At 74.0% G+C, this 24235-nt stretch carries 22 protein-coding genes; 1 reads left to right on the top strand and 21 read right to left on the bottom strand.

Going from position 1 to position 24235, the window contains the following annotated elements; translation table 11 throughout:
- Nucleotides 1-28: 28 nt before the first annotated feature.
- The 6 genes from ACSLTV_RS12555 to ACSLTV_RS12530 all read right to left on the bottom strand — a co-directional run bounded on the left by ACSLTV_RS12555 (nucleotide 29) and on the right by ACSLTV_RS12530 (nucleotide 4519).
- On the bottom strand, nucleotides 29-466 hold the full coding sequence (locus ACSLTV_RS12555) for a lasso peptide biosynthesis B2 protein (RefSeq protein ID WP_432137018.1): 438 nt from the start codon (nucleotides 464-466) through the stop codon (nucleotides 29-31).
- Nucleotides 463-717 carry a lasso peptide biosynthesis PqqD family chaperone gene (locus ACSLTV_RS12550; RefSeq protein WP_432137019.1) on the bottom strand — a complete coding sequence of 85 codons (255 nt, stop codon included), beginning with the start codon at nucleotides 715-717 and terminating at the stop codon, nucleotides 463-465. Before ACSLTV_RS12550 ends, ACSLTV_RS12555 begins: the two co-directional genes overlap by 4 nt.
- A gap of 31 nt (nucleotides 718-748) precedes the next feature.
- Complete coding sequence (locus ACSLTV_RS12545; protein ID WP_435612121.1) at nucleotides 749-2587, bottom strand: lasso peptide isopeptide bond-forming cyclase; 1839 nt, start codon at nucleotides 2585-2587, stop codon at nucleotides 749-751.
- A gap of 25 nt (nucleotides 2588-2612) precedes the next feature.
- The gene (locus tag ACSLTV_RS12540; RefSeq protein ID WP_019759430.1) at nucleotides 2613-2723 is read right to left on the bottom strand and encodes a keywimysin-related RiPP; all 111 of its coding nucleotides are present in this window, start codon (nucleotides 2721-2723) and stop codon (nucleotides 2613-2615) included.
- Nucleotides 2724-3212: 489 nt separating this feature from the next.
- Entirely contained in the window at nucleotides 3213-3725 is a 513-nt protein-coding gene (locus ACSLTV_RS12535; protein ID WP_432137021.1) for a hypothetical protein, read from the bottom strand.
- 263 nt (nucleotides 3726-3988) lie between these two features.
- Entirely contained in the window at nucleotides 3989-4519 is a 531-nt protein-coding gene (locus ACSLTV_RS12530; protein WP_435612120.1) for an SRPBCC family protein, read from the bottom strand.
- Nucleotides 4520-4854: 335 nt separating this feature from the next.
- Here ACSLTV_RS12530 and ACSLTV_RS12525 point away from each other — a divergent pair, with 335 nt between their 5' ends.
- Nucleotides 4855-5541 (top strand): phosphatase PAP2 family protein, encoded by a 687-nt coding sequence (locus tag ACSLTV_RS12525; RefSeq protein ID WP_432137023.1) that lies wholly within the window; start codon nucleotides 4855-4857, stop codon nucleotides 5539-5541.
- A gap of 219 nt (nucleotides 5542-5760) precedes the next feature.
- Here ACSLTV_RS12525 and ACSLTV_RS12520 read toward each other — a convergent pair whose 3' ends face one another.
- From ACSLTV_RS12520 to ACSLTV_RS12450, 15 genes are read right to left on the bottom strand one after another with little or no spacing between them, the layout of a single operon-like run.
- Nucleotides 5761-7092 carry a glutamate-1-semialdehyde 2,1-aminomutase gene (locus ACSLTV_RS12520; protein WP_432156235.1) on the bottom strand — a complete coding sequence of 444 codons (1332 nt, stop codon included), beginning with the start codon at nucleotides 7090-7092 and terminating at the stop codon, nucleotides 5761-5763.
- Nucleotides 7093-7097: 5 nt separating this feature from the next.
- Nucleotides 7098-7649 carry a dTDP-4-dehydrorhamnose 3,5-epimerase family protein gene (locus tag ACSLTV_RS12515; RefSeq protein WP_432137025.1) on the bottom strand — a complete coding sequence of 184 codons (552 nt, stop codon included), beginning with the start codon at nucleotides 7647-7649 and terminating at the stop codon, nucleotides 7098-7100.
- Nucleotides 7646-8869, bottom strand: a complete 1224-nt coding sequence (locus tag ACSLTV_RS12510) for a polysaccharide pyruvyl transferase family protein (RefSeq protein ID WP_432137026.1) — start codon at nucleotides 8867-8869, stop codon at nucleotides 7646-7648. Before ACSLTV_RS12510 ends, ACSLTV_RS12515 begins: the two co-directional genes overlap by 4 nt.
- Complete coding sequence (locus ACSLTV_RS12505; RefSeq protein ID WP_432137027.1) at nucleotides 8866-9813, bottom strand: glycosyltransferase family 2 protein; 948 nt, start codon at nucleotides 9811-9813, stop codon at nucleotides 8866-8868. Before ACSLTV_RS12505 ends, ACSLTV_RS12510 begins: the two co-directional genes overlap by 4 nt.
- Complete coding sequence (locus tag ACSLTV_RS12500; protein WP_435612119.1) at nucleotides 9810-11117, bottom strand: hypothetical protein; 1308 nt, start codon at nucleotides 11115-11117, stop codon at nucleotides 9810-9812. The genes ACSLTV_RS12505 and ACSLTV_RS12500 overlap by 4 nt, the downstream gene beginning before the upstream one ends.
- A complete protein-coding gene (locus tag ACSLTV_RS12495; RefSeq protein WP_435612173.1) occupies nucleotides 11114-12367 on the bottom strand; it encodes a DUF4910 domain-containing protein in 1254 nt (417 codons plus the stop codon). Before ACSLTV_RS12495 ends, ACSLTV_RS12500 begins: the two co-directional genes overlap by 4 nt.
- Nucleotides 12368-12417: 50 nt before the next feature.
- Complete coding sequence (locus tag ACSLTV_RS12490; protein WP_432137029.1) at nucleotides 12418-13443, bottom strand: NAD-dependent epimerase/dehydratase family protein; 1026 nt, start codon at nucleotides 13441-13443, stop codon at nucleotides 12418-12420.
- A 3-nt stretch (nucleotides 13444-13446) separates the two neighbouring features.
- Complete coding sequence (locus ACSLTV_RS12485; protein WP_432137030.1) at nucleotides 13447-14094, bottom strand: PIG-L deacetylase family protein; 648 nt, start codon at nucleotides 14092-14094, stop codon at nucleotides 13447-13449.
- Nucleotides 14091-14885 carry a sugar phosphate nucleotidyltransferase gene (locus tag ACSLTV_RS12480; protein WP_432137031.1) on the bottom strand — a complete coding sequence of 265 codons (795 nt, stop codon included), beginning with the start codon at nucleotides 14883-14885 and terminating at the stop codon, nucleotides 14091-14093. The genes ACSLTV_RS12485 and ACSLTV_RS12480 overlap by 4 nt, the downstream gene beginning before the upstream one ends.
- A complete protein-coding gene (locus ACSLTV_RS12475) occupies nucleotides 14882-16132 on the bottom strand; it encodes a class I SAM-dependent methyltransferase (protein ID WP_432137032.1) in 1251 nt (416 codons plus the stop codon). Before ACSLTV_RS12475 ends, ACSLTV_RS12480 begins: the two co-directional genes overlap by 4 nt.
- On the bottom strand, nucleotides 16129-17337 hold the full coding sequence (locus ACSLTV_RS12470; protein WP_432137033.1) for a glycosyltransferase: 1209 nt from the start codon (nucleotides 17335-17337) through the stop codon (nucleotides 16129-16131). The genes ACSLTV_RS12475 and ACSLTV_RS12470 overlap by 4 nt, the downstream gene beginning before the upstream one ends.
- Before the next feature lies 1 nt (nucleotide 17338).
- Nucleotides 17339-18571 (bottom strand): O-antigen ligase domain-containing protein, encoded by a 1233-nt coding sequence (locus ACSLTV_RS12465; RefSeq protein WP_432137034.1) that lies wholly within the window; start codon nucleotides 18569-18571, stop codon nucleotides 17339-17341.
- Between the two features lies 1 nt (nucleotide 18572).
- Complete coding sequence (locus ACSLTV_RS12460; protein WP_432137035.1) at nucleotides 18573-20093, bottom strand: right-handed parallel beta-helix repeat-containing protein; 1521 nt, start codon at nucleotides 20091-20093, stop codon at nucleotides 18573-18575.
- Nucleotides 20094-20103: 10 nt separating this feature from the next.
- Nucleotides 20104-22059 carry an alginate lyase family protein gene (locus ACSLTV_RS12455; RefSeq protein ID WP_435612118.1) on the bottom strand — a complete coding sequence of 652 codons (1956 nt, stop codon included), beginning with the start codon at nucleotides 22057-22059 and terminating at the stop codon, nucleotides 20104-20106.
- Nucleotides 22056-24224 carry a bi-domain-containing oxidoreductase gene (locus tag ACSLTV_RS12450; protein WP_435612117.1) on the bottom strand — a complete coding sequence of 723 codons (2169 nt, stop codon included), beginning with the start codon at nucleotides 24222-24224 and terminating at the stop codon, nucleotides 22056-22058. Before ACSLTV_RS12450 ends, ACSLTV_RS12455 begins: the two co-directional genes overlap by 4 nt.
- Nucleotides 24225-24235 lie beyond the last annotated feature (11 nt).

The following is a 24235-nucleotide window of genomic DNA, read 5'->3' as shown; positions in this document are numbered from 1 at the left end:
CGCCCGTCGTCCGTCGCGGTCGTACCGCTCATCGGTGCGTGGGCCGGGACGGCGGGCCGACGGCCACCAGCCGGGCGAAGTAGCCGTCCGGCACGCCCTCGCCGACCGGGCGGCCGTCCGCCTCGATCCACGCGTGGGCGGTGAAGGGCGGCACGACACGAACCCCGGTGCACCAGGTCGGCCAGGTTCCGCCGAGCCGGCACAGCAGCGCCGCCCCGAGGGAACGCGGCAGGCAGCCCTTCGGCCCGGCGCAGTGCAGGCTGGCGGCGCACATGGCGTCGCGCGCGTCCTGGGCCTGCCCGGTGGTGGCCGGCGCGGCACCGCGCCGCAGCACGCCGAGCACGGCGCGGATGCGGCGGGGCGGCAGGAGGGCGATGCCGACGGCGGGGACGAGGACGAGGCGGGCGGCCAGCCGCCGGGTCAGCGGGACACCGGTGGGGCGTTCCAGTGCGCTGGGAGTCGTCATGAGGCGAGCCCCGAGCCGCGCAGCTGCGCCACGAGCGCCTCGACGTCCTCCAGGGCCTCCGCCCGGTCGACGTCGAACTCCCGGACCACGGCGTCGGCCGCTTCCGCCACCTCGCCGCCGGCCAGCAGCGTCCGCACCACCAGCGCGGCCGTCGGATTCAACTCCCAGTAGACGCCGTCTCGTTGGTCGAGCAGGACCGTGCCGTACTCGGTCTCGGCCGTGGCGACGTCGGCACCGAACCGCAGGGGCATGTGAGGGCCTTTCTGACGTTGGGGTGGCGGATCAGGACTGGGGGACGCGGGCGAGTCCGCGCAGCCACACCTCGGTGGCGATCGTCGAGTAGAGGATGGCGTCGGACAGCCCCCGGGTGGCGGGCCGCCGGGCGAGGCGGCGGAGTTCGGCACCGTCCACCAGGCCGAGTTGCTCCAGCCGCGAGCCCTCCCACAGGGCCAGCAGGTCCGCGCGGTGCTCCCGCAGGCCGTTGGAGGCGTCCATGGAGGCCGTGGCCTTGTTCGCCCGCCGCAGGCAGGGCTCGGGCACGACCCCGCGCATCGCCGCCGTCAGAACGGGCTTGTACCGCCAGGGCGTCACCCGGTCACCGGGACGTACCGCCAGACACGCCTCGACGACACGGTCGTCCAGGAACGGTGACGCCATCGGCAGACCGGCGCGGGCCGCCATCCGGTCCCACTGGCGCAGGATCCGGCCGCACACCCGGATCTGCTCCAGGTCGGCGTGCAGGCCGCGGTCCGGATGCAGCGGCCGCGCCGTGCCCGCGGCGTCCAGCAGCGCCTCGCGGGCCATCCGTTCGGCCTCGGGGGTCACCCAGCCGAACAGGCGCGGGGCCATGCCCCAGCCCAGGCCCGTCGCGACCGACGGGGGCAGGGGGTCCCGCAGCCGGCCGGCGGCCCGCGCGAGCCACGCCCCGTACGGCCGGGAGTCGGTGAGCGCCCGGGCGGTCCCGGCGAGCGGCCACTGCCACAGGGCCCGGAAACCCCGCAGCCGGCGCAGCGCGAACAGCGGGTGGGTGCGCAGCAGCCGGTGGTAGTAGGCCTCCGAGCACCAGGCCACGTGGTCGCCGCCGATGCCGGTCAGGTGCAGTCGGCTGCCCCGCGCGGCGAGGGCCGGCAGGTGGTGCAGGACCCGGGACCGGTCCATCACGCCGATGGTGGGCTCGTCGAGGAGGTCGTCGATGGTCAGCAGGTCCTCGTAGACCAGCGGGGAGGCGTCGGCGTCCCAGACGACGTGCTCGACGTCGGGCAGGTGCCGCACCGCCTCCTCGGCCCAGTGCAGGTCGGTGTCGGCCGGGTCGCGGCCCGGCCAGGTACTGGCCACCACGCGGGCCGGGGAGCGGTCGGCGAGGAAGCACACGCTGGTCGAGTCCAGGCCGCCGGACAGGTCGCAGCTGACGACGCCGCCCCGCGCGGTGCGGGCCCCGACGGCCTCCTCCAGGGCCGCGCGGATCAGCGGGGCCGCGTCGGTCAGCGGTCGCACCGGCTCCGGCGGGGTCCACCACCTGGTGTGGCGAGCGGTGCGCCCGTCCGCCGCGACGACCAGGGCGTCCTGCGGGGGCACGGCGGTGACCGCACGCCACACGGACCTCTCGGACAGCGGGTACGGGGCCGGCCACAGCAGCCGCACGGCCAGTTCCCCGGGGTCCGGGTCGATGCCGAGGGCCGCGGCCAGCGTGTCGGCGCGGGTGGCGGCCACCTGTACGCCGCCGATCCGCGCGTGGAAGACGAGCCGCTGCCCGGAGGCCGTGCCCTGGGCCCTGATCCGTCCGTCGAGGGCGGCGACGAGGTGGAAGCTGCCGGGCAGGGAGCGGGCCAGGGCGTCGAGCTCCGCGAGGTCCCGCAGCCGGGCCGCCCGGCGCCGTAGCGCCTCGGCGTCCACCGGGCAGCAGCCGACCACCGCGAGGGCGGCGGCGCCGGCGGTCGCGGCGACGACCTCGCTGTCGTGCCACCGGCCCACCAGCCAGGGTCGGCCGGACGGGTGCGGGAGGGTCCGGTCTCCGGGGCGGGTGAACGAGCGGGCCACGGCGGCGGCCTCCGCGTGGTCGGTGAAGACCGCGAAGTGCGCGTCGCCGGGGCCCGTCCCCGCACTCTCGTGCAGTTCAGTCATGACGTCGGGTCGAGACCGTCGGTCGTCAGTTCTTGCTCAGGATCAGCCGGTCGTTGCCGGAGCGCCCGAGGAGCCCCGTCTCCTTGCGGAAGGAACCGAGCCGGACGAGCGTCGGCGCTTCGTAGGCCTTCTTCATGACCACTCCTCACATGCGGGTTTCTCATCCACCTTCCTGACCGGCCGCCGATCCGGTCCGGCCGGAGCCGCCGGTCCGTTCCGGGTTCATCGGGAGCCCGGAACGGAAGGTGGGGTGACGCCATCCAGCTAGCTGCGGAGCACGGGCCCATGGCAAGAGCATGAGCAAAGCTCGCATAATATGCACAATCCCCCTCCCTGGGGGTTGTGCGCCCCCCTGTATGCGGCTGCGTGCGGCATGGCACCCCCGGCCCCGGGAGCCGGCTGCCGCGCACCGAAGCACGTGCCGGCGCGGCTCTCACGTCTGTGCCGCGCTGTGCGGGGGATGCCGGACGGGGCTCGCGGGGGGCGGCGGCGCCCGGCGCACTCGGCCTCCGGGGGAAGCGGTCTCGTCACTCCGAAAACCACGCCGCCGGACCTCGTCGTCCCGGCGGCACGCGAGAGGGCGGGCCCCGCGGGACCCGCCCTCGTCACGCCGGCCGGCGTCTGATCAGTCGATCAGCGGTGAACCGGTCAGATTCCACGTGTAGGAGCCCTTGCCGTCGCGGTCGAGGTCGTAGACGACCTTGCCGTCGGCGCTCCACTTGGCCGTCCGGTCGTGCGTGACGAACTTGGTGCAGAACTTGCCCCCGCGCTTGGAGGTGTTGATGCTGAACCGCATGTCGCAGGTACGGCTGCCCTTGACCACGTCGGAGCCGTTGACGCGCTGCTCCACCCGCACCTGGACGTCGAACCGGTCGAACTTGCGGTGGTCGTCGACGCTGCTGTCGCCGCCGTTGAACCAGTTGACGTCGGCGCTGGCCTCGTAGCCGTCGGCGACCCTCTGCACGCACAGCTCGATCTCGACGAACGTGTCGTCACCGGGCGTCGGGAACGTCTTGCTCTGGTACTTGCAGTTGAAGTCGACGGCGCTCGCGGGCGTCGCCGCGAGGGTGGTCAGCCCTCCGCAGGCGAGCAGGAACGCGGCGGCGGCGGTGGCCGGACGCCGGATGCCCAGACTCATTCGATTCCCCCTTGCTCAGACCTCCGTGCGAATCACTGGAGGATCACCTTCATGGTCAGCACGAAATGATCCACGACGGTGATCGGACCGGAGGACCGTGACCGAGGCGTTACCAACAGGCGAGCGACAACTCGGCTTCGCCCCAGGGCACTTCACGCCCTGCCCCATGATGTCGCCCAGTGCTCGGCCTCGCCGGGGAAGGCGCTGTCGTCCGCGAGGAACGCCTGGTCGCAGCGGCTCATCGTGAACACGACGGCTTGCCTTCATCCGCCTTCCTCCGCGAGTTCCTTGATGCCGCGAAGGGTGGCCTCCATCCCCGCGCGCAGCTCCTTCAGCCGGAACGCGACGATCTCCGCCTCCCGGTCCGGCCACCGCTCGACCGCCCGGGTCAGCCCGTTGCGCCCCGGCCCGAGGACGGCCGAGTGCCGCAGGCGGACGCCGTCGTCCTCGGCCTCGATCTCGAACCGCCAGGACGCCATGGCCCGCGCCGGATCCACCGTCGCCCCGCCGAAGCGCCCGTCCGCGTCCATGACGGCCCAGGCGAACACCCGTGGCTCGGCCACCTCGACCACGTGGGAGACGGTCCGCCACTCGCCGAGCATGTCGTGCCGGTTGTGGCCCTCGAACCGCGCACCCACCACGGGCCGGTCGGCGCCGTCGAGCCAGGCGACTCGCCGCAGTTCCGGGCTGAGCCGGGCCGGCAGACGGATGTCCGTCACCAGCCGCCACACCCGCGGCGCGGCCGCCTCCACGTGGACGTCGCAGGCCACCCGTGGCCCGTCGGTACAGCGCACGTCGGTCTCCCTCGATCGCGGATCTCCGTCCCGCTGATCCTCACCTCCCGGCGCCGTTTCCACAACGGCCTTCCACAGGACGGTGCCGCGGCCACCCACGAGTGGTGGCGGACGGGTGGACGAACCCGCCCCCGGGACAGCGGACGCTGTGCCAGAGTGGCGGCACACGGACCGTACGGCGACGGCCCACCGCGGGTCCTCCGCGGGCCGTGCCGCCCGGCAGGGGCAGGGGGCAGGGGCAGGTGGACACCGACCGGACAGGGGACTCCGCGCGGTCGGGCCGTGCGGTCGCGCGGCCGGCGACGACAGGGGCCGGCGCGCCGCCTCCCGGGCGGGTGACCGGCCGGGAGGCCCCCGCGGTGCTGCCTTTGCCGCTGCGCGCATGGCTCGCGCTGACGGCGGCCCTCGCCGCGCTGGTGGTCGTCGTGCTCGGGGCCGTGTACGCGGGGCACGGCGAGCCCGGCACGGTGGACGGATGGCTCGTCCCGCCGACGGCGGACAGCGTGCGGCCGCCGTGGCGGAACGTCGCCCTGGCCGTGGACTTCCTCGGGGAGCCCGGGGGAGCGGCGACGCTTCTCGGGGCCGCGGTGACCGGCTGTCTGCTTCTGCGCCGTCCGCGCGCGGCGGTGGCCGCGGTGGCCGGGACGGGCGTGACCGTGGCGGCGACCACGCTGCTCAAGTCACTGGTGGGGCGCACCATCCACGGCGACGACAACCTGTCCTACCCGAGCGGGCACACCGCCTTCCTCACCTCCGTAGCCCTCCTCGCGGCGCTGGTCGTGACCGGCCGGCTCGGCCTCGGCAGGGGGGCCGGGGCCTCGCTCGTGCTCGCCGCGGCGCTGGTCGCCGGTGCCGTCATGGGCTGGGCCCAGGTCGCCCTCGGCGCCCACTACCCCACCGATGTCCTCGGCGGCTGGTGCACCGCGCTGGCGTTGGTCCCGGCGACCGCGTGGCTGGTCGACCGGTCGGCCGACCGGAGAGCCGGCCGGCCGGCCGGCACTGGTCTGCCGGAGCGCCGCTGAGTGCGCGGTGCTGATCCCCGGTGCGGTGATCAGCCGCGCACCGCGCGGTGGAGAACGGCGCGGTCGGCAAGGCCCTGGTGGACGTCATGTCATGACGTCTGGTGCGGGTGCCGCTGCCGGTGTCCGCCCCGCCCCGACCGCCGGGCGCCCCACCGCGACCGCCGGGCGCCCCACCGCGGACGAGCGCGGTCCCTGCACGCGGCGTGCGGGGACGTCCCCTCACGCCAGGCGGCGGAACACCGGCTTCACCGGCCGCCCGCCCATCCAGGGGGTCGGATCGGCGGCGTCCAGCGCCTTCCGGTACACCGCGCACGCCTGGGCCACCACGTCGACGGTGTGCTCGATGTCCGAGTCCTGGAGCGCGCTGCTCACCACGAACGACGGGGCCAGCACCCCGCCCGTGAGGAGCCGGCGCAGGAACAGGGTGCGGTACCGCTGCGACGGCTGCCCGTTCTCGTCGAGGGTGGCGAAGACCAGGTTGCTGGCCCGCCCCCGGACGACGACGTGGTCGCCGACGCCCATACTGGCCGCGGCGTCCCGGACCCCGGCGGCCAGCCGCTCGCCGAGGGCGTGCAGCCGCGCGGTGACACCCTCCTCGACATAGGTGTCGAGGACGGCCGTCGCGGCGGCCAGCGAGTGGGTCTCCGCGCCGTGCGTGGTGGACAGCAGGAACACCCGGTCGCCGGAGTGCCGCAGCCCGCCCCGCTCCATCAGCTCGCGGCGCCCGGCCAGCGCGGAGACCGCGAACCCGTTGCCCAGCGCCTTGCCGAACGTGGAGAGGTCGGGGACGACGCCGTACAGGCCCTGGGCGCCCGCCTCGGACCAGCGCAGCCCGGTGATCATCTCGTCGAAGACGAGGACGCAGCCGTGCCGGTCGGCCAGCTCCCGCAGGCCGGCGAGGTACCCGGGCGGCGGCTCGGTGTGGGAGGCCGGTTCGAGGATGAGGCAGGCGACCGCGTCCCGGTGACGGAGCAGCAGTTCCTCCGTGGCGGCCAGGTCCCCGTAGGGGAACGCCACGGTCAGCTCGGTCGTCGCCGCCGGGACGCCCGCGGACATGGGGGTCGTGCCGATGAACCAGTCGTCGACGGAGAAGAACGGCTGGTCGGCGCAGACGGCCACCAGCGGCCGCCCGGTCACGGCGCGGGCGAGGCGCACCGCCGCCGTGGTGACGTCGGAGCCGTTCTTGGCGAACTTCACCATCTCGGCGGTCGGCACCGTGGCCAGGAAGCGTTCCGCGGCCTCGACCTCCACGACGGACGGCCGGACGAAGTTGCCGCCGCGGTCGAGTTCGCGCCGTACCGCCTCGGTCACGCGGGGGTGGGCGTGGCCGAGGCTGACCGACCGCAGGCCGGAGCCGTACTCGATGTACCGGTTGCCGTCGATGTCCCACACATGGGCGCCACGGCCGTGGCTGATGACCGGGGCCAGGCCCTCGGGGTACTGGTCGTCGCCCTTGGCGTACGTGTGCGCGCCCCCCGGGACCAGGGAGTGCAGCCGTTTGTTCGCCGCCCGCGACCGGGGCAGCAGGGGCTCTTCAGCCGTGTCGTCCACGTGACTCACCTCTTCCTTCCCTTCAGGACCTCGGCGAGGCTCGGTGCCTCCCGGTCCCGCCGGGACGCTGATGTGACCGGCAGCGGCCACGGAATGCCGAGGTCCGGGTCGTCGAAGGCGATGGTGACGTCCTCGGCCGGATCGTGGGGGCGGTCGATCCGGTACGAGGTGTCGGCGGTCTCCGTCAGCGCCTGGAAGCCGTGCGCGCACCCCGCCGGGACGTACAGGGTGACCTGGGTGTCGCCGGACAGCTCGAAGGAGGCCCGGCCCAGGTACGTCGGCGAGTCCGGCCGCAGGTCCACGACCACGTCGAAGATCCGCCCGTACGAGCACCGCACCAGCTTGGCCTCGCCGGCCCCGGAGCGCAGGTGCAGGCCGCGCAGCACTCCCCGCGCCGAGCGCGACAGGCTGTCCTGCACGAAGGCGTCCGGGTCGATGCCCACCGAGCGGACCACGTCGGCGTCGAAGGTGCGGCAGAAGAAGCCGCGTTCGTCGGCGTACGGCGTCGGCTCGAACAGGTACGCGCCGGCGATCTCCGGGACTTCGGTCGCTTTCATGGAGCCTTCCGCAGGGAGTGAGTGTGGTGGTCGGTCGCCGGGAACAGGGCCGCCGTCAAGGCCGTGAAGTGCGTCTCCAGTTGCCCGGCGGCGGTCCGGTTCCGCTCGGTGAGGGTCTGCCGCAGCTCCGCCGAGCGCTTCTCCAGCTCCCGGAACTGCTCCAGCAGCCGATCGGCGTCGACGTCGCGAGCCGGGTGGCAGAACGCGCCGAGGCCCATCCGGTCCATGAGCGCGTCGCTCTTCGCCGCATAGCTGAGCGCGAGCGTCGGTGTGCCGGCCTTCAGGGCACAGACCAGGTTGTGGTACCGGGTAGCCACCACGGCGTCGGCGGCCGCCGTCTCCTCCATCAGGTCGCCCAGCGAGGCCGCCTCGCAGACCGTGACCAGCGGCGAGTCCACCGCGTCGCGGATCGCCGCGACCACCGGCGCGTCACACTCGTCGCCGGTGAGCAGCCGGACCGGTCTGCCGTCCTCGACCAGCGCGCGCACGAACCGGGTCGTTCCGTCGAGGTAGCGCCGGTGGATCTCCTCGGCCCGGGCCCGGTCGTCGTTGCCGCCGTGGAAGTCCATGACGCCGACGCAGACCAGCCCCGGCGGGCCCGCCGACGGCGCGCCCGGCGCCGGCGCCGGCAGGGCGAACGCCAGGTCCGGGCAGACCTCGTCGCGCGCGGTGTCCACGCCCATCTCCCGCAGCGCCTCGCGGGACCGGTCGTCGCGGTACGACCGGTACGCCGCCAGCCGCGCCGACCAGCGCACCAGGGCCCGGGTCGCCCGGTCGCCGATCGGGGCGGCGCCGACACCGACCAGCGCGACCCGGGTGCCCAGCAGCCGGCCACTCGCGCAGAGCAGGAACAGCGAGTAGGGGAAACCCCAAGGCCGCAGCGGCAGCGTGGCCTCCAGGACGCCCATGCCCGGCACGATCACCACGTCGTGCCGGCGCACCCAGGCCGCGGTGCGGAACGCGTCGACCAGCTTGCCCAGCCCCTTCGCCGCGATCGCGCCCGCACGGGAGGCGGTCCGGTACTCCCCGCGGTACCAGTGCAATCGCGTCGCCGGGATCCCGAACCGTGCCGCGACCACCTCGGGCCCGCCGCACAGCGCGTCCACGACCGCGTCCGGGTGCTCGGCGCGGAGATACCCGAGCACCGCCTCCAGCGATCCGTCGTTGCCGAGGTTGCCGGAGCCCAGCAGGCCGAACACCCCGACCCGGGCGGCCGTCACGACCGCCTCCCCTCACGGCCGGCGACCAGCGCGTCGACGGAGACGGCCAGCCGGTCCGGGTCGACGGGGGCGCGGTCCTCGACCCGCTCCCCGGCACCCGGCCGGACCCGGCTGGTCATCCAGGCGGCCAGGTGGCGGTAGCAGGCGCGCCGGTCGGCCGGCGACAGCGGCGCCCGCCGGATCGCCGAGGCGAACCCCCAGACGTACTCGGCGAGCAGCCGGGGCGTCGGGTGCAGCGGACCCGCCCGGCGCGGGTCCAGGTTGACGCACCGGGAACGCTTGGACGGGTTCGCCCGCTCGGCGCGGGTGGGGTGGTCGCGACGGAAGTACAGCAGCTCCGGCACCTGGTGGAAGGGCCCGTGCAGGGTGATCTCGGCGACGAACGTGCGGTCGGCGTGGTGGTAGCTGTCGTGCGGTTTCACCCGGCGCAGCATGTCGGCCCGCATCACGCCGTAGAAGTCGTCACCGCCGGGCTCGAACAACAGGCTGCGGAAGCGCTCCGGCGCGTGCGGCGAGTCGGTGGCGAGCCCGTACTCGTACGGGACCCGCACCCGGCCCTCGCCGTCGATGACCGCCTGCCCGCTGTGTGCCAGGACCACCTCCGGCCGCTCGTCCAGCGCCTCGACGCAGCGCCGCAGCAGGTCCCGGGCGTACAGGTCGTCGTGCGAGGCCCACTTGAACAGCTCGCCGCGGCACTCGGTGAACACGTGGTTGTGGTTGGGCGCGGCGCCGATGTTGCGGGGCAGCCGGATGTACCGCACGCGTGAGTCCTTCGCGGCGTACCGGCGGCAGATGTCCTCGGTCCCGTCGGTCGAGGCGTTGTCGGAGACGACCAGCTCGAAGTCCTCGTAGGTCTGGCCGAGCAGGGCGTCGAACGACTCGGCCAGGTACTCCTCGCCGTTGTACACGGGCAGGCCGATGCTGAGCCTGGGACGGTCGGTCATGAGGTCCTCACTTCGGGAACGGAGTTGTGCCGGCGCTCGCGCAGGGCGGAGCGCAGGTGCAGCCACCACACGGCCGAGCCGCCGACGGTCGCGGCGGCGACGCCCCAGGCCGAGCCGGCCGTGCCGGCGAGAGCCGCTCCGCCGAGCCCGCCGCCGACATAGCAGGCGGAGGCGAACAACTGGCAGCGCAGGCTGCGCCGGGCCGCGCCGAGCGCGCGCAGCCCGGCCGCCGCGCCGGTGCCGAGGCCGGCGCCCGCGACGCCGAGGGTGACCGGCACGATGAGCCGGGAGGCGGAGTGCCACACGTCGCCGAGCCCGAACTCGCCGAGCCGGTCCGGCATCAGCAGCAGCGCGCCGCCCCACACCAGCGCGGCGGCGGCCTGCCCGCCGCCCAGCAGGAGGCAGAACCTGCCGAGGCGGTGCGGGGCCTGCCGCAGCACCCGTGCCGCCTCCGGGACGGTGACCAGCGAAAGACCCATCAGCACGGCGAGGAACGGTCCGAGCAGCAGCTCGGCACCCCGGACCGCACCCACCGCGCCGACCCCGGCGATCACGCCGAGGCCGTAGGCCCGCACCTGGCTCGCGCCGCTGAGGCTGACGTTCTCGACCAGGTACCGGTATCCGAGATCGCGCTGCTCGCGCAGCCACCCGCGTGCCTCGGCCGCCCGGGGCCGGATGCCGGACTGGACGTAGCCGTACCCCGCCGCCACCGTGGCGGAAGCACCCCAGGCGAGCACGAAGGCGGCCACGGTGCCCACGCGGGCCGCCAGCACCAGGGCCGGCACGAGCGCGACGCCCCACACGACGTCGTTGACGAACGCCTTCCGCCCGGCGCCGGCGGCGAAGAACGAGAACCGCCAGGCGTCCTGCAGCAGCAGCCCCGGCAGCATGACGCCGAGGCAGGCGAACGCGGGTCCCACACGGCCGCCGAGAAGCAGCCCGGTCACCAGACACGCCGCGCCGACGACTCCACCGACGCCGATCGCGGTACCCGTCGCCCGGGCCACCGCCCCTCGCCAGGAGGCGTCGGACACGCCGCTGAAGCGCACCACGAGGGGATCGGTGGCCAGCCCCCGCGCGACGTTGAGCACCACGCCGTACGTCACCCAGGCGAGGCTGAACACGCCGAACGCGGCCACCCCCAGCGAGCGGGCCACGTAGATGCCCACCGCGAAGTTGGACATGCTGGAGGCCGCCTGGTCGGCCAGCCCCCAGGACAGCCGGCCGGCGAGGGCCCGCCTGGCCGATCCGGCCGGCGGCGCCGTCGGCCGCGGATTCCCCTCCTCGGTGGTCACCGGCGTCATTCCTTGATCAACCCGGCGCCGTGCAGGGCGTCGGCCGCGGTGGCGACGGTGTCGAACGGCAGCCCGGACCGCTCGGCGACGTCCAGCAGACTGTGCTCGCCGTCGGAGAGGTTGAGCACCCAGAGCATGGCCATCTGGGCCTGCTTGGTGTCGCTGCGGCCACCGAGCGCGTCGTACAGCCCGCGCCGGCCCAACTGCGGTTCGCCGTACGGGCTGAGGTTGAGGTACGTCCGGTTGCGGTCCAGGACGTCGAACGCCTCGCGGCAGACCGCGAGGGTGTCCGCCATCGCCTCCGCGGAGACGAGGTCCAGGTCGTCCGCCGAGGTGTGGTACTCGGGATAGCCCGCGTACGGGGTCCGGGTGAGCGAGCCCACGCCCAGATCGAAGCCGGGCGAGCAGAACTGCCGCTCGTCGTATCCGTACGGAGTGAACTCGGCGACGCGGTGCGGGCGTTCGGAGGCGCTCAGCACATGCCGCATCACCCGGTCGATCTCCGCGTCGCCGCGCCTGCTCTGCTTGTACGTCAACGAGCCCGGATCCCCGGCGCAGGCCAGCACCAGGCCGTGCCTGACCCGCTCCACCCGCTCCGCGTTGCGGGCCAGCCAGGTGATCGCCCCGATGGTGCCGGGCGCGAAGAGGAACCGGTAGGTGTAGTACGGGGTCTCCTCGGCCAGCGCCCTGGCCAGGAACGTCGCGACCGCCACGCCGGCCATGTTGTCGTTGGCCAGCGACGGGTGGCAGACGTGGCAGGAGACGATCACCTCCTCCGGGACCTGTCCCGGGACCACGTGCTCGGCGTAGGTGAGGTGGCCGTCGGCGAGTGTGGAGTCGATCCGCACCTCGTACTCGCCGTCCGGCATCGCGTCCAGGGTCTCCTGCGCCAGGCAGAACCCCCACTCCGGCTTGTAGTAGCTGGTGCGGTACGGCACCCAGCCCGGTCGGTCCGGCAGGGTGTGCAGGTGCGCGCGCAGCTCGGACAGGGGCATGGTCGCCGACACCGGCACGCTGTAGCCGAGCACGTGCAGGCTGGACGCGGCGAAGTCGACGACACGGCGGCCGGCACCGTCGGCGATGTACGCGTCGCGGATGTTCCACTCCTGCGGCACCGTCCAGTCGAGCACCCGCGTCCCGGTCGGCACCTCGTGCACCCGCAGCGGGATGTACTCCCCGACGATGTCCAGGGTGGCGCGCACCCCGTCGCCGGTGATGCTGCGGCACAGCGGGTACAGCCGCTCCACCAGCGCGTACATCTCCTCGCCGAGCGCGGGCGCGGGCGCGGGCGCCGGCCGGCCGGCCGCGGTCACCGGCGCCACCGCAGGGTGTCGTCGACCGCGCCGGTCCCGGACGCCGAGCGCAGCACGGCCAGCCGGGTGAAGCGCCGCTCGAAGCCCTCGCGGGTCAGGCCGTGTTCGCGGTAGGCGTCGGCGAGTTCCAGCGCGCCCCGCTTCACCGTCCACTCGCAGTCGAAGCCGGGCACCGCGGCGCGGAACCGGGAGAAGTCGACCCGGTACGACCGCGGATCGGCGCCGGTCTCCCCGGTGATGACCACCTTCGCGCCGGACACCGCCTCGGCGACCTGCCCGGCGATCTCGGCGACCGTCACGTTGTTGGCCTCGCCGCCGATGTTGAACGCCCGGTCGTGCACCGCCTCCCGCGGCGCGGACAGCGCGGCCGTGAAGGCCCGCGCGATGTCGGCGGCGTGCACCAGCGGGCGCCAGGGCGTGCCGTCGGAGAGCACGAGGACCTCGCCGGACAGCAGGGCGTGGCCCACCAGATTGTTGAGCACGATGTCGGCGCGCAGCCGGGGGGAGTACCCGAAGGCGGTGGCGTTGCGCATGAACACCGGGGTGAAGTCGCCGTCGGCCAGGGCGTGCAGGTCGTCCTCCACCCGTACCTTGGACTCCGCGTACGGCGTCACCGGGCGCAGCGGGGCGTCCTCGGTCACGAGCTCGCCGCCCCCGGCGGCTCCGTAGACGGAGCAGGTCGACGCGTACAGGAAGCGCCGCACGCCGGCGTCGCGGGCCAGCCGGGCCAGCCGCACGGACGCGTGGTGGTTGATGTCGTAGGTGAGCTGCGGTGCCAGTGATCCCAACGGGTCGTTGGACAGGGCGGCCAGGTGGATCACGGCGTCGACGCCGGCCACGTGCTCGGCCGTGACGTCGCGCAGGTCCACCCGGTGCCCCGGCGGGTCGGCGGGCGCCGGGCCCAGCACACAGTCGGCGAACAGGCCGGAGTCGAGGCCGACGACCTCGTGTCCGGCGGCGGCGAGGACCGGGGCCATCACGGTGCCCAGATAGCCCTGGTGTCCGGTCAGCAGTACGCGCAAGGTTCAACCCCCCAGGTTGAGCGTGAGTTTGGTGACGGCGAACGCCTCTGCGTATCGCTGATGGCATTCGATGCCGCGGATCCGCGCGAGGCCCAGGAACGCCTCCCGGTCGTACCAGGGCCGGTGCCGCTGCGAGGGGTAGTGCTCCTGCAGCAGCCGCACCTTCCGCTCGGCGGTCTCCGGAGTGAGCGGCTGGTAGGCCGTGGGGCGGCCGAGATCGCCGTCCCACTTGACGATCTCGTAGCCGAGCACCAGGTGGTCGCGGAAGGCGGTCGGTATCAGCTTCGCCAGGCCGCGGTGGTCCTGGTGCGCGTCCTCGGCGCGCGGTGCCAGCACCAGGTCCGGGTCGGTGCGCCCGCGCAGCTCCTCGACCGCGGCCTTGGCCTCCTCCCAGTGCGCGGGCAGCCGGCCGTCCGGCAGCTTCAGCACGGTCAGCCGCAGGTCGGCGCCCGGGCAGAAGGCGGCGAGCGCGGCCTGCTCCTCCTGTTCCCGCTCACCGCCGCCACCTGACATGACCAGCGCGTCGACCCGGACGCCAGGCCGCCCCTGACACAGTGTCAACAGCGTGCCGCCGGCCCCGATGGCGATGTCGTCGCAGTGCGCGCCCACCGCGACGACCCGGTCCGGGCGCCCGGCCCCGAGCCGGATCACGCGCCCACCCCGGCGCCGTCGCGCTCCCACACGGCCCACGGCCGGTCGCCGCGGGCGTAGGCGGCGTCGAGCGCGGCCCGCTCCTTCACGGTGTCGGTCGGCTTCCAGAAACCGCGGTGCCGGTGCGCCACCAGCCGGCCCCGCTTCGCGAGCCGGGCGCACCCGTCGGCGACCAGGTCCCCGTTCTCCGGTATGTGGTCGAAGACCTCCTGACGGAGCACGAAGTAGCCGCCGTTCTCCCACAGGGGCAGTTCGCTCACCGCGGTGATGCCGCCCACCAGGCCGTCCTCGCCCAGCTCCACGCAGTGGAACGACGACTGCGGCGGCACCACCATCATCGACGCGCCCGCGTCGCGCCGCGCGAACCGGTCGATCATCTCCGGCAGCGGGGCGTCGGTGAGCACGTCGGCGTAGTTGGCGAGGAACATCTCGTCCCCGTCCAGGTGGTGCCGGACGCGGCGCAGCCGCTCGCCGATCGGCGACTCGACGCCGGTCTGCGCGAAGGTGATCGTCCAGTCCGAGATGTCGGTGGACAGCAGCTCGGTCCGGCCGGCCCGCAGCACGAAGTCGTTGGACGTCGTCTCCTCGTAGTTGAGGAAGAAGTCCTTGATGTGGTGGGCCCCGTACCCGAGGCACAGGATGAACTCCGTGTGCCCGAAGTGCGCGTAGTAGCGCATGACGTGCCAGATCAGCGGCCTCGGGCCGACCATCGCCATCGGCTTGGGCACGTCGTCGGAGGTGCCGTTGCGCATCCGCATCCCGTAACCGCCGCAGAACAGGACGACCTTCATGCTGTGACCTTTCGGGACGCGACCTCGACAATGCTCAGTTCCGGGATGGGGAAGACCAGCCGGCCGCCCCACTCGTGCACGTACGACAGCTGCTCGACCAGTTCGGCCCGCAGGTTCCACGGCAGGACGAGGACGTAGTCCGGCCGGTCGGCGGCGATCCGCTCGGGCGGCAGGACCGGAATCCGGGTGCCCGGGGTGAACCGCCCGTGCTTGTAGGGGTTGCGGTCGACGGTGTAGGGGAGCAGGTCGGGCCGGATGCCGCAGTGGTTGAGCAGGGTGTTGCCCTTGCCCGGGGCGCCGTAGCCGACGACCGTCTCGCCGCGATCGGCCGCCTCGATCAGGAACCGCAGCAGGTCCCGGCGCACCTTGGCCACCCGCGCGGAGAACGCGGTGTATCCGGACAGCTCCTGGAGTCCGGCCGCCTTCTCCCGGTCCAGTACGTCGGTCACCCGCCGGGTCGGCTCGCCGGCCACCTCGGCGGGCCGGGCCCACAGCCGCAGGGAACCGCCGTGCGTGGGCAGCAGCTCCACGTCCACCAGCGCGAGGCCGCCGCTCGCCAGCGCCCGTATCGCGGACGCCACCGTGTAGTACTGGAAGTGCTCGTGGTAGATCGTGTCGTACTGGTTCTCCTCGATCAGCGTCAGCAGGTGCTGCACCTCGACGGACACCCAGCCGTCGTCGGCGACCAGCGCGCGCAGCCCCCGGGTGAACCCGGTCACGTCGGGGATGTGCGCGTACACGTTGTTGGCCACGACCAGGTCCGCCGGCCCGTGCTCGGCGCGGACGGCCGAGCCGGTGTCCGGGTCCAGGAACGCCGTGAGCGTGGGCACCCCCGCCTGACGTGCCGCGCCGCCGACGTTCACCGAGGGCTCGATGCCCAGACAGCGCATCCCGCGGTCCACCACGTGTCTCAGCAGGTAGCCGTCGTTGCTCGCGACCTCGACCACGAAGGCGTCGGGACCGAGACCCAGCCGCCGCACGGCGTCGGTGACGAACGTGCGCGCGTGCTCCACCCAGGAGGTCGAGTAGGAGGAGAAGTACGCGTACTGCGTGAACGTCTCCTCCGGCGTGATCAGCGGCGGGATCTGCGCCAGCCAGCACTCGGTGCACACCCGCAGGTGCAGCGGGTACGTCGGTTCCGGCTCGTCCAGCCGGTCCGCGGCGAGAAAGCTCTCACACGGCGGGGTCGCCCCCAGGTCGACGACGCTCGCCGGCGCCGCCGAGCCGCAGAGTCGGCATCGTGTCATGTACTGCCCCCCATTGATTCCGTCCGATCCGCGATCGCGGTGCGGTATCCCTCCACCAGGCGCTCCAGCCCGACGGCCGGGCTGAAGCCCTGCTCGTACCGGCGCCGGGCCGCCCGGCCCATCTCCCGGCCCAGGGCGGGCCCTTCTGCGATCCGGCGCAGGCACGACGCGAGCGAGGCGGCCTCGCCCGGCCGGTGCAGCAGCCCGGTCACCCCGTCCTCGACGAGTTCGACGAACGCCCCGTGACCGGCGGCGACGGCCGGGACCCCCGCCGCCATCGCCTCCACGACCACCAGGCCGAACGCCTCCAGCCACGTCGACGGCGCCACCACGGCGACCGCCCGCGCGACGGCCCGCCGGCACTGCTCCGGGTCGTACAGGCCGGCGAAGCGCACGTCGTCCCGGCCCGCCGCCCAGGCGGCCACCTCGCGCTCCAGGGGCCCCGCGCCCGCGATCACGAGCGGCACGCCCACCCCGCCGTCGGCGGCGAGCTCGTCCCACGCGGCCATCAGCAGCCGTACCCCCTTGGCCTCCGCGAGCCGCCCCAGGTAGAGCACGTGCTCGCCCGCGCCCTCCCGGCGGACGCCCGGATCGGGCACGAAGTTGTGCTTCACCGACAGCCGTTCGGCCGGCATGCCGGCCCGCACCAGGACGTCGCGCTGCGCCCCCGAGATGCAGAAGAACCGCTCCACCCCGGACCACCACCGCCGCCGGTTCACCGACAGGCTGACCGCGAGCGGCACCGTCGCCAGCCGGGAACCGCGGTAACAGCCGTGCCGGACGGCGGGCAGGGGCGTGGCCCCGACGCACTCGGCGCACGGTCGGCCGTCCCGCTGCAGCGTGCCGGGCGGGCAGACCTGGGTGTAGTTGTGCAGCGTGGCCACGGTGGGCACGCCGGCGTCGGCGCAGGCGGCCAGCACGGCCGGCGACAGCAGCGGGAAGACGTTGTGGACGTGCACCACGTCCGGGCGCTCGGCGCGCAGCCGGGCGGCCAGCTCCCTGCGGACCGCCGGGTTCCACGGCACCAGCAGCGGGATCGCGGCCTTGGCCGGCAGGGACCGGGCGGCGATCTCGTCGCTGCGCCGCTCGAACACCCCGACCCGGTGGCCGGCCCCGCGCAGCAGCGCCACCTCCTGGTCGACGACCCTGTTCTCGCCGCTCGGCTGCGCCGATGCGTAGTGGTTGTGCACCACGAGGACGTGCACGCTAGATCACCTCCGGTTTCCGGGCCCATCGCGGGACGCGCCGCCGGAGGACCTCGGGCGCCGGCGGGGCGGTGGCCGTGGCGGGTGCCGCCAGCAGCGAGGCGGCCACGGTCAGGTGCAGCAGGTACGGCGAGGCGTCACCCAGCCCGGCCTCGGTGTACGAGGCGATCGCGCAGTAGCTGATCAGGAAGATCGCGCAGGCCCTCGACAGCGACGGCGGCCGCAGCAACGCCACGGCGCCCAGCACGGCGACGAACGCCGCCACCAGCACCACGCCGGTCACCCCCTGCTCGTGGTAGACGGCCAGCCAGCTGTTGTCGATCGGCAGCCCGCCGAACGACTTGTCGCCCAGGCCCGATCCGAACAGGTACTGCGACGTCGTCCGCGGCGCGGCCAGCAGGGCGTGCCAGACCTTGGCCCGGCCGGTGAGGCTGGAGAAGTTCTCCTGGCTCTGGCCGCGCAGGAACCACGCCTGCAGCGCGGGCCCGAGCGCCACCGCGGCCACGGCCGCGCACAGCACCGCCCGGGCGAAGAACCGGCGGGCGGCGGCGCTGGTCAGGACGAGCGAGCCGATCGCCAGCGCCAGCCCCGCCAGCAGGCCGAGCGTGGCCGTCCGCGTGTGGGTCAGCGCGAGCAGCACCAGGGACGGCACGACGACCACCGCCGCGCTCCTGCGGTCGGTCTGCCGGCCCAGCAGGAGCAGCACGGTGAGCCCGATGATCACCGCGGCGTACTGTCCGATCTGTGGCGGGGTGAGCGGCCACAACGCGCCGACCAGCCGCCCGCCGTACAGCTCGGGCAGCGCGGCGCCCGGTGAGACGACCAGGCCCGCGGCCACCGATCCGAGTACCGCGAAGTACATCCGGATGTGGTGCCTGACGAACCGCGGGCCGCCGTCCCACCAGCGGCTCAGCAGCCACAGCGTGCCGACGAACAGTGCCAGCCGGGCGCAGCGGAACAGCGCCCCGAACCCGGACTGCTGCTGCACGCTGGACAGCACGGACGGCACCAGCAGCAGGGTGAGCAGGAGCAGGAAGGCGCTGGCCCGCACCCGCAGCCGGAGGTTGAGCGCCAGCGCCAGTGTGAACGCGGCGACCAGCGCACCCATGGTGACCATCTGGATGAGGGAGCGGGGCAGCGGGACGATGGTCCTCGCCCCGGCGGAGCCGAGCGTGTTGAGGACCAGCAGCCCCCAGACCGTCGCGACGGTCCTCGACGTGGAGTCCGCGGACATCTCAACCACCGTCCCGCGCACGGAAGGTGCTGCCCGCGTCCTGCCGGTACGGCGAGGCCTGCCACTCCCCGGCGTCGAGCACCCGGCTCGGGTCGTGGGCGACGAACTTCCACGGCCCGACGTACACGTTGTCGTGCCAGCGGTTGTGCTGCCCGCGCGTGATCGCCTCCGCGACCCGCTCGCCCTTGTAGGGCGACCAGTCCGGATAGGTGCCGTAGTTGGCCAGCACCGCCATGCGGTCGCACCTCACCGTGCAGTCGACGACGGACTTGTCCAGCACGAAGCGGTTGCCGTGGATGTCCACCCGCTGGGTCTTCCACCGGCAGTCGGCGTACAGCGGCGCGGCGGCGATCGCCGGCGGTGCGCACCGGTCGGTGTCGTCGACCAACAGCGTGCAGGCACCGGAGGACGTGTTGGCCGGACTGTTGCAGAACCGGTCGGCGTTCTCCCACAGGGTGATCCCGGACCAGTTGTCCTCCAGCACGTTCCGGTAGATCTCGATCTTGTCGGTGCGGGCCCGGATCCGCGGCTCGCCCCCGGACTCGGACAGGTAGACGGTCGCGAACGGGAAGGTGTCGCCGCGCTCGGCGTACCCGCGGCCCTCGACCCAGTTGTTCCGCCGGATCGTGTTACCGCGGATGACCGCGTTGTAGCTCGTCTCGTAGATCAGCGCGGCACCGTCGTTCGCCTCCAGCAGGTTGCCCTCGATGCGGAAGTCGTTGTTGTTGGTGTCCGCCCACAACCCGGCCCCGCGGTTGTCGTGCACCCAGTTGCCGCGTACGTCGGCGCCGTCGACCGCCCAGAACTTGACGCCCGCGGTGCAGCCGCAGCCCGGCCGCCGCCGCTCCCAGTCGTCCCGGTTGTTGCCCGTGATCTCGTTGCCCTCGACCACCAGGCCGGTGATGCGCCCGCCGGCCTTGTACGCGTTCATGCCGTACTGGCCGTTGCCGCGCAGGCAGCTGGCTCTGACCCGCTGGCGGGCCCCGGCCATCAGACCCGCGCCGGAGTTGTTCTGGACCGTCGCGTGCTCGATCACCCAGCCGTCGGCCGAGTCGTGGTTGACCACGCCCTCGTTCTGCGGCGCCACGAAGCCCTGCACGGTCAGGTGGCCGATGGTGACGTCGCGGGCGGTGCCGCCGAACGCGTACTGGTTGGTCCGCCGGCCGTCGAGCACCGCGCCCGGCGCGCCGAGGTAGCGGTTCCCCTCCTTGGGGACGACCTGGGCGTACCGGTCCGGTTCGAGCCGGTGCGTGCCCGGCCGCAGCCAGAAGGTGGTGTGCGGTGGGCTGTTCCGGGTCTTGGCGGCGAGGTCGCCCACCACCGCGGGGTCGACCGTCACCGCGCCCGCCGGCGCCTTGGCCGGGCCGGGCGCGGGCTCGGCGCACACCCGGGCCGCGGACGGGGACGGCGTGGCGGACGGCGCCGGCCGCGCGCCCGGCCCGCCCTCACAGCCGGCCGCCGCCAGCAGGGCCAGCGCCAGCGGTGCCGCCGACCATGCCCGGTGCCGCCTCCACAACCCCACGCCGTCCCCCCTAGCCGCGGAACCCGAGTACGGTGACGAACCCCCGCGTGCCGTCGGCGGAGCCGGTGCCGACCAGCGTGGTGGCGGGTTCCTTGCGCCCGAAACCGGGGGAGTACCAGCCCAGCGGCGGGTCCGTCTCGCCGCGGTGGGCCCGCCAGCGCAGCTGCCCGGGCAGGTCGAGCACCGCGGAGCGGTCCTCGCCGTCCCGGGTCCAGGTGAGCACGGCCCGGTCTCCCACCAGGTCCGCGGTGATCGCCGGGCCGAGGTGGAACGCCAGCCGAACCGCCCGGCCCGACCCGCCGCGCACCTCGTCCACCACCGTCAGTTCCCGGCGCTCGGCCGCCAGCTCGACCCGCCTGCGGTGCACGGCGGGCCGGTAGCCGTCGTGCTCGGCGCACCAGCGGGACACCCCCGGCCCGGCCGGGTCCGCCACCAGGACCCGGCTGCGGGCGTGCCGCGTCCACAGGAACGGGCCGCCGGAGACGGACTGGTCGCCGTCGTCCAGTTGCAGGGTGCTGTGGCCGAGGGTCGACCGGAAGTACCGCCGCCACTCCGGCTGCCCGTGGTAGCAGTACGTCCCCGGATCGGCGAGCACGTCGACCCCGTCGTGCCGGACCTCCAGGGACAGAGCGTCCGCGTGGGCGTGCGCGGCGATGGACAGGAAGCCGTGCGGGCCGCCGTCGCAGCGGCACCAGATGCCGTCCGGACCGCGCAGGACGGTCATCCCCGCGTCGGCGAAGTGGCCCGGCCGACGGGACGGGCGGGTCACCGACGGCGTCGTGGGCCTGATGAGCGCGGCCAGCAGCGGCGTGCGCACATCGGTGCCGGTCACCTCCGGCCACCAGGCGAGCCGGCCGAACACGGCGTCCCCGGTGGCCAGCAGCGAGGCCCAGCGGTCGGTGCCCGCGCCGTCGACGACCAGGCCGTGGCCGTCGTCCGCGTCCCCCTGGCGCGGCGGCCGCAGCCGGTCGTCCACGACGGCCGCGAGCGCGTCGGTCATCCGCAGCAGCACCACCCGGACCGACGCCGGGACCGGCACGCCGGCGGTGTCCGCCTCGGCCACCGCGGCGAGACCGAGCTCCAGCACCAGTCCGTGGTACTCCGTGGCCAGTTCGCGGTTGAGACCGGAGCCGAAGGTGTTGCCGCGCAGATGCCGCTCCAGCGACCGCAGGGCCTCCGCCCGCCAGCGCGCCGAATCGGGGAACCAGCCGAACGCGCAGGCCGCCGCGAACTGACCGGCGGCCTCGGCGATGACGTGGTTGTTCGCCGAGGAGCCCCGGCTGGGGAAAGCGGCCAGCCAGCGCTGGTGGTGCCAGATCTGGTGCAGTGCCTTCGGGTTCTCCTCGAACAGTCCGGCCGCACCCGGCCAGCCGTCGAGCAGCCGCCTGATCCACACCCAGGACAGCAGCCGGATGCCCAGCTCGATCCCGCTGGTCCAGTGCACCCCGCGCAGCGGCGCGTTCGCCGCCCACCACGCCCGCAGGTGCTCGGCCACCCGCTCGGCGTACCGCTCGTCGCCGGTGAGCGCGTAGGCGGCGGCGAGCACGGTGAGGTACTGGTGCCGGGACAGCTCCCAGATCTGCTTGATGTCCCCGACCGCGTCCTCGTCGCGGTACGGCACGTCGAAGGCGTAGCCCCAGGGGGCCCGGCGCCCGGTCCTCGGGTCGTACCACCAGTCCGGGTCGGCGAGGTCGTCGCGGCCCACCCCGAAGTACTCCACGTGACCGGTCATCAGCCGGTCCGCCTCGGCGACGAGGCGCTTCGCGGCGTCCGGCGGCACCTCGGCCACCGTCCCCGCGGGCAGTACGGCGGTGAACCGGGCGCCGCTCACGCTCGGGCCGGCCGGCCGCGCCGACCGCCACCGCCGCCTGCGCACCGCGTCGCCCACCCGGCCGCCGACCTCCCGCGGCCCCATCCGGGACAGCCGCCGCAGGTACCAGCCCGCACTCCCCGAGCGCGCGGTCATCGCACCCCCGCCAACGTCACCGGAGCACCGCCGACCAGGCCGGCCTGCACGGCGAGGGTGGCCGCCGTGGTCGCGGCCAGCGAGCGAAGCGGCACCGGCATCGGCCCGCCGGTCCGCACGGCCCGTACGAACGCGGCCATTTCGGCGGCCTGCCCCTTGTCCCGGGCCCTGGGCAGCCGCGAACTCACCCACCGCCTGGGGCCGTGGACGGAGGCGCGGACGAAGTCGTCGAACCGCAGCACCCTGCCGTCCGCGACCAGGTCCAGGGTCTCCTTGGGGAAACCGGGCGCGCCGGTGGTGACGTAGCTGATGGTGGCGGTGGACCCGTCCGGGTAGCGCAGCACGACCTGCACGTCCTGGTGGCCGGACGTGGCGACCGCGTACACCGAGACCGGGTCGGCCTCCAGCAGCCAGCTCGCCGTGTCGATGAAGTGCCCGCCCTCACCGGCGAACCGCGAGCCCTCGCCGGACCGCAGGTACCAGCTGCCGTGCTCCAGGCGGCCCGCGTTGACCAGGTAGCGCAGGGCGGCCGGCCCGGTGCGGGCGCCGAACCGCTCCCTGGCCTCCCGCAGCAGCGGCGCGAACCGGCGGTTGAAGCCCACCTGCAGCCGGTCGTTGCCGGACTCCTCCACCGTCTTGAGCACGCCGGCCAGCTCGTCCTCGGTGAGCGCCAACGGCTTCTCCACGAAGACCGCCTTGCCGGCCAGCAGCGCCTTGCGGGTCAGTTCGGCGTGCGAGCTGTGCCGGGTGACCACGAACACCGCGTCGACGGACTCGTCGCCGAGCACGGCGTCGAGATCGGTGGTCGCCCCGGCGAAACCGAACTTGCGCTGCGCGTTGGCCCCGGACAGGGCCGTCGTGGTGACGACCGTGGCCAGCTCCACGCCGTCGCGCCCCGCCAGGTGCGGCAGCAGCATCGACGTCGCGTAGTTCCCCGCGCCGACGAACGCCAGCCGCACCGGCGTCCCGGCGGCCCGGCCCGGCTTCCGCCCGGCGGGCACCGCGGGAACGGCCACCGTGGGGGCGGGCGCCTCCGCCCGGTCGTCGGGGTAGCGGAACAGCACGGCCACGGCCTTCAGTTCGCCGTCCTGCAGACTCCGGTACGTCTCGACGGCGTCGTCGAAGTCGGCGACGTGGGAGACCAGCGGCTCCACGTCCACGCTGCCGCGGGCCAGGAGGTCGAGGAAGCACGCCAGGTTGCGGCGCTCGGTCCAGCGCACGTAGCCGATCGGGTAGTCCCGCCCCTCCAGCTCGTACGCGGGGTCGTAGCGCCCGGGGCCGTAGCTGCGGGAGAACCGGACGTCGAGCTCCTTCTCGTAGTACGCGTTCCACGGCAGGTCCAGGCGGCACTTGCCGATGTCGACGACCCGGCCGCGGTCCCGGCTCAGCCGGGCGGCCAGCTCGACGGGCTGGTTGTCGGTGCCGCCCGCGGCCAGGTACACCTGGTCCACGCCCAGGCCGCCGGTGAGTTCCGCGACGGCGCCCTGCACGGCCGCGGACGCGGGGTCGCCGCACGCCGCGGCGCCCAGGCGCTCGGCGAGTTCGCAGCGCACCGGGTCCGGGTCGGCCCCGACGACGCGGACCCCCGACGCGGCCAGCAACTGCACGACCAGCTGCCCGATCAGTCCGAGACCGATCACCAGCGCCACCTCGCCGAGTTGCGGCTCACCACGGCGGACGCCCTGCAACGCGATCGACCCGACGGTGCCGAAGGCCGCGTGCCGCGGCGCCAGGCCGTCCGGTACCCGGGCGTAGAGGTTCTTCGGCACCCAGTTCAGCTCGGCGTGCAACGCGTGCTCGTTGCCGGCGCAGGCCACGAGGTCCCCGACCGCCACGTCGTCGATGCCGGCGCCGACCTGCTCGACCACCCCGCACAGCGAGTAGCCCAGGGGCGTGTAGGAGTCCAGCTTGCCCATCACCTTGCGGTAGGTGGCGGGCACCCCGTTGGCGGCCACGCTCTGCACGACCTTGGCGACCTGGTCCGGCCGGGAACGGGCCTTGCCCAGCATCGACATACCGGCCTCGGACACCTTCATCAGCTCGGTCCCGGTGGAGATCAGCGAGTAGGCGCTGCGGACCAGCACACCGCCCGGCTTGCACCCCGGCACCGGCACGTCGAGCAGCGCCAGCTCACCGCTCCTGTAGTTCTGCACAACCTGTTTCACCCGAAGTCCTC

The sequence above is a fragment of the Streptomyces sp. bgisy159 genome (assembly GCF_965341775.1).
Taxonomy (GTDB): Bacteria; Actinomycetota; Actinomycetes; order Streptomycetales; family Streptomycetaceae; genus Streptomyces.
This window is presented reverse-complemented; position numbering and strand designations above follow the sequence as displayed.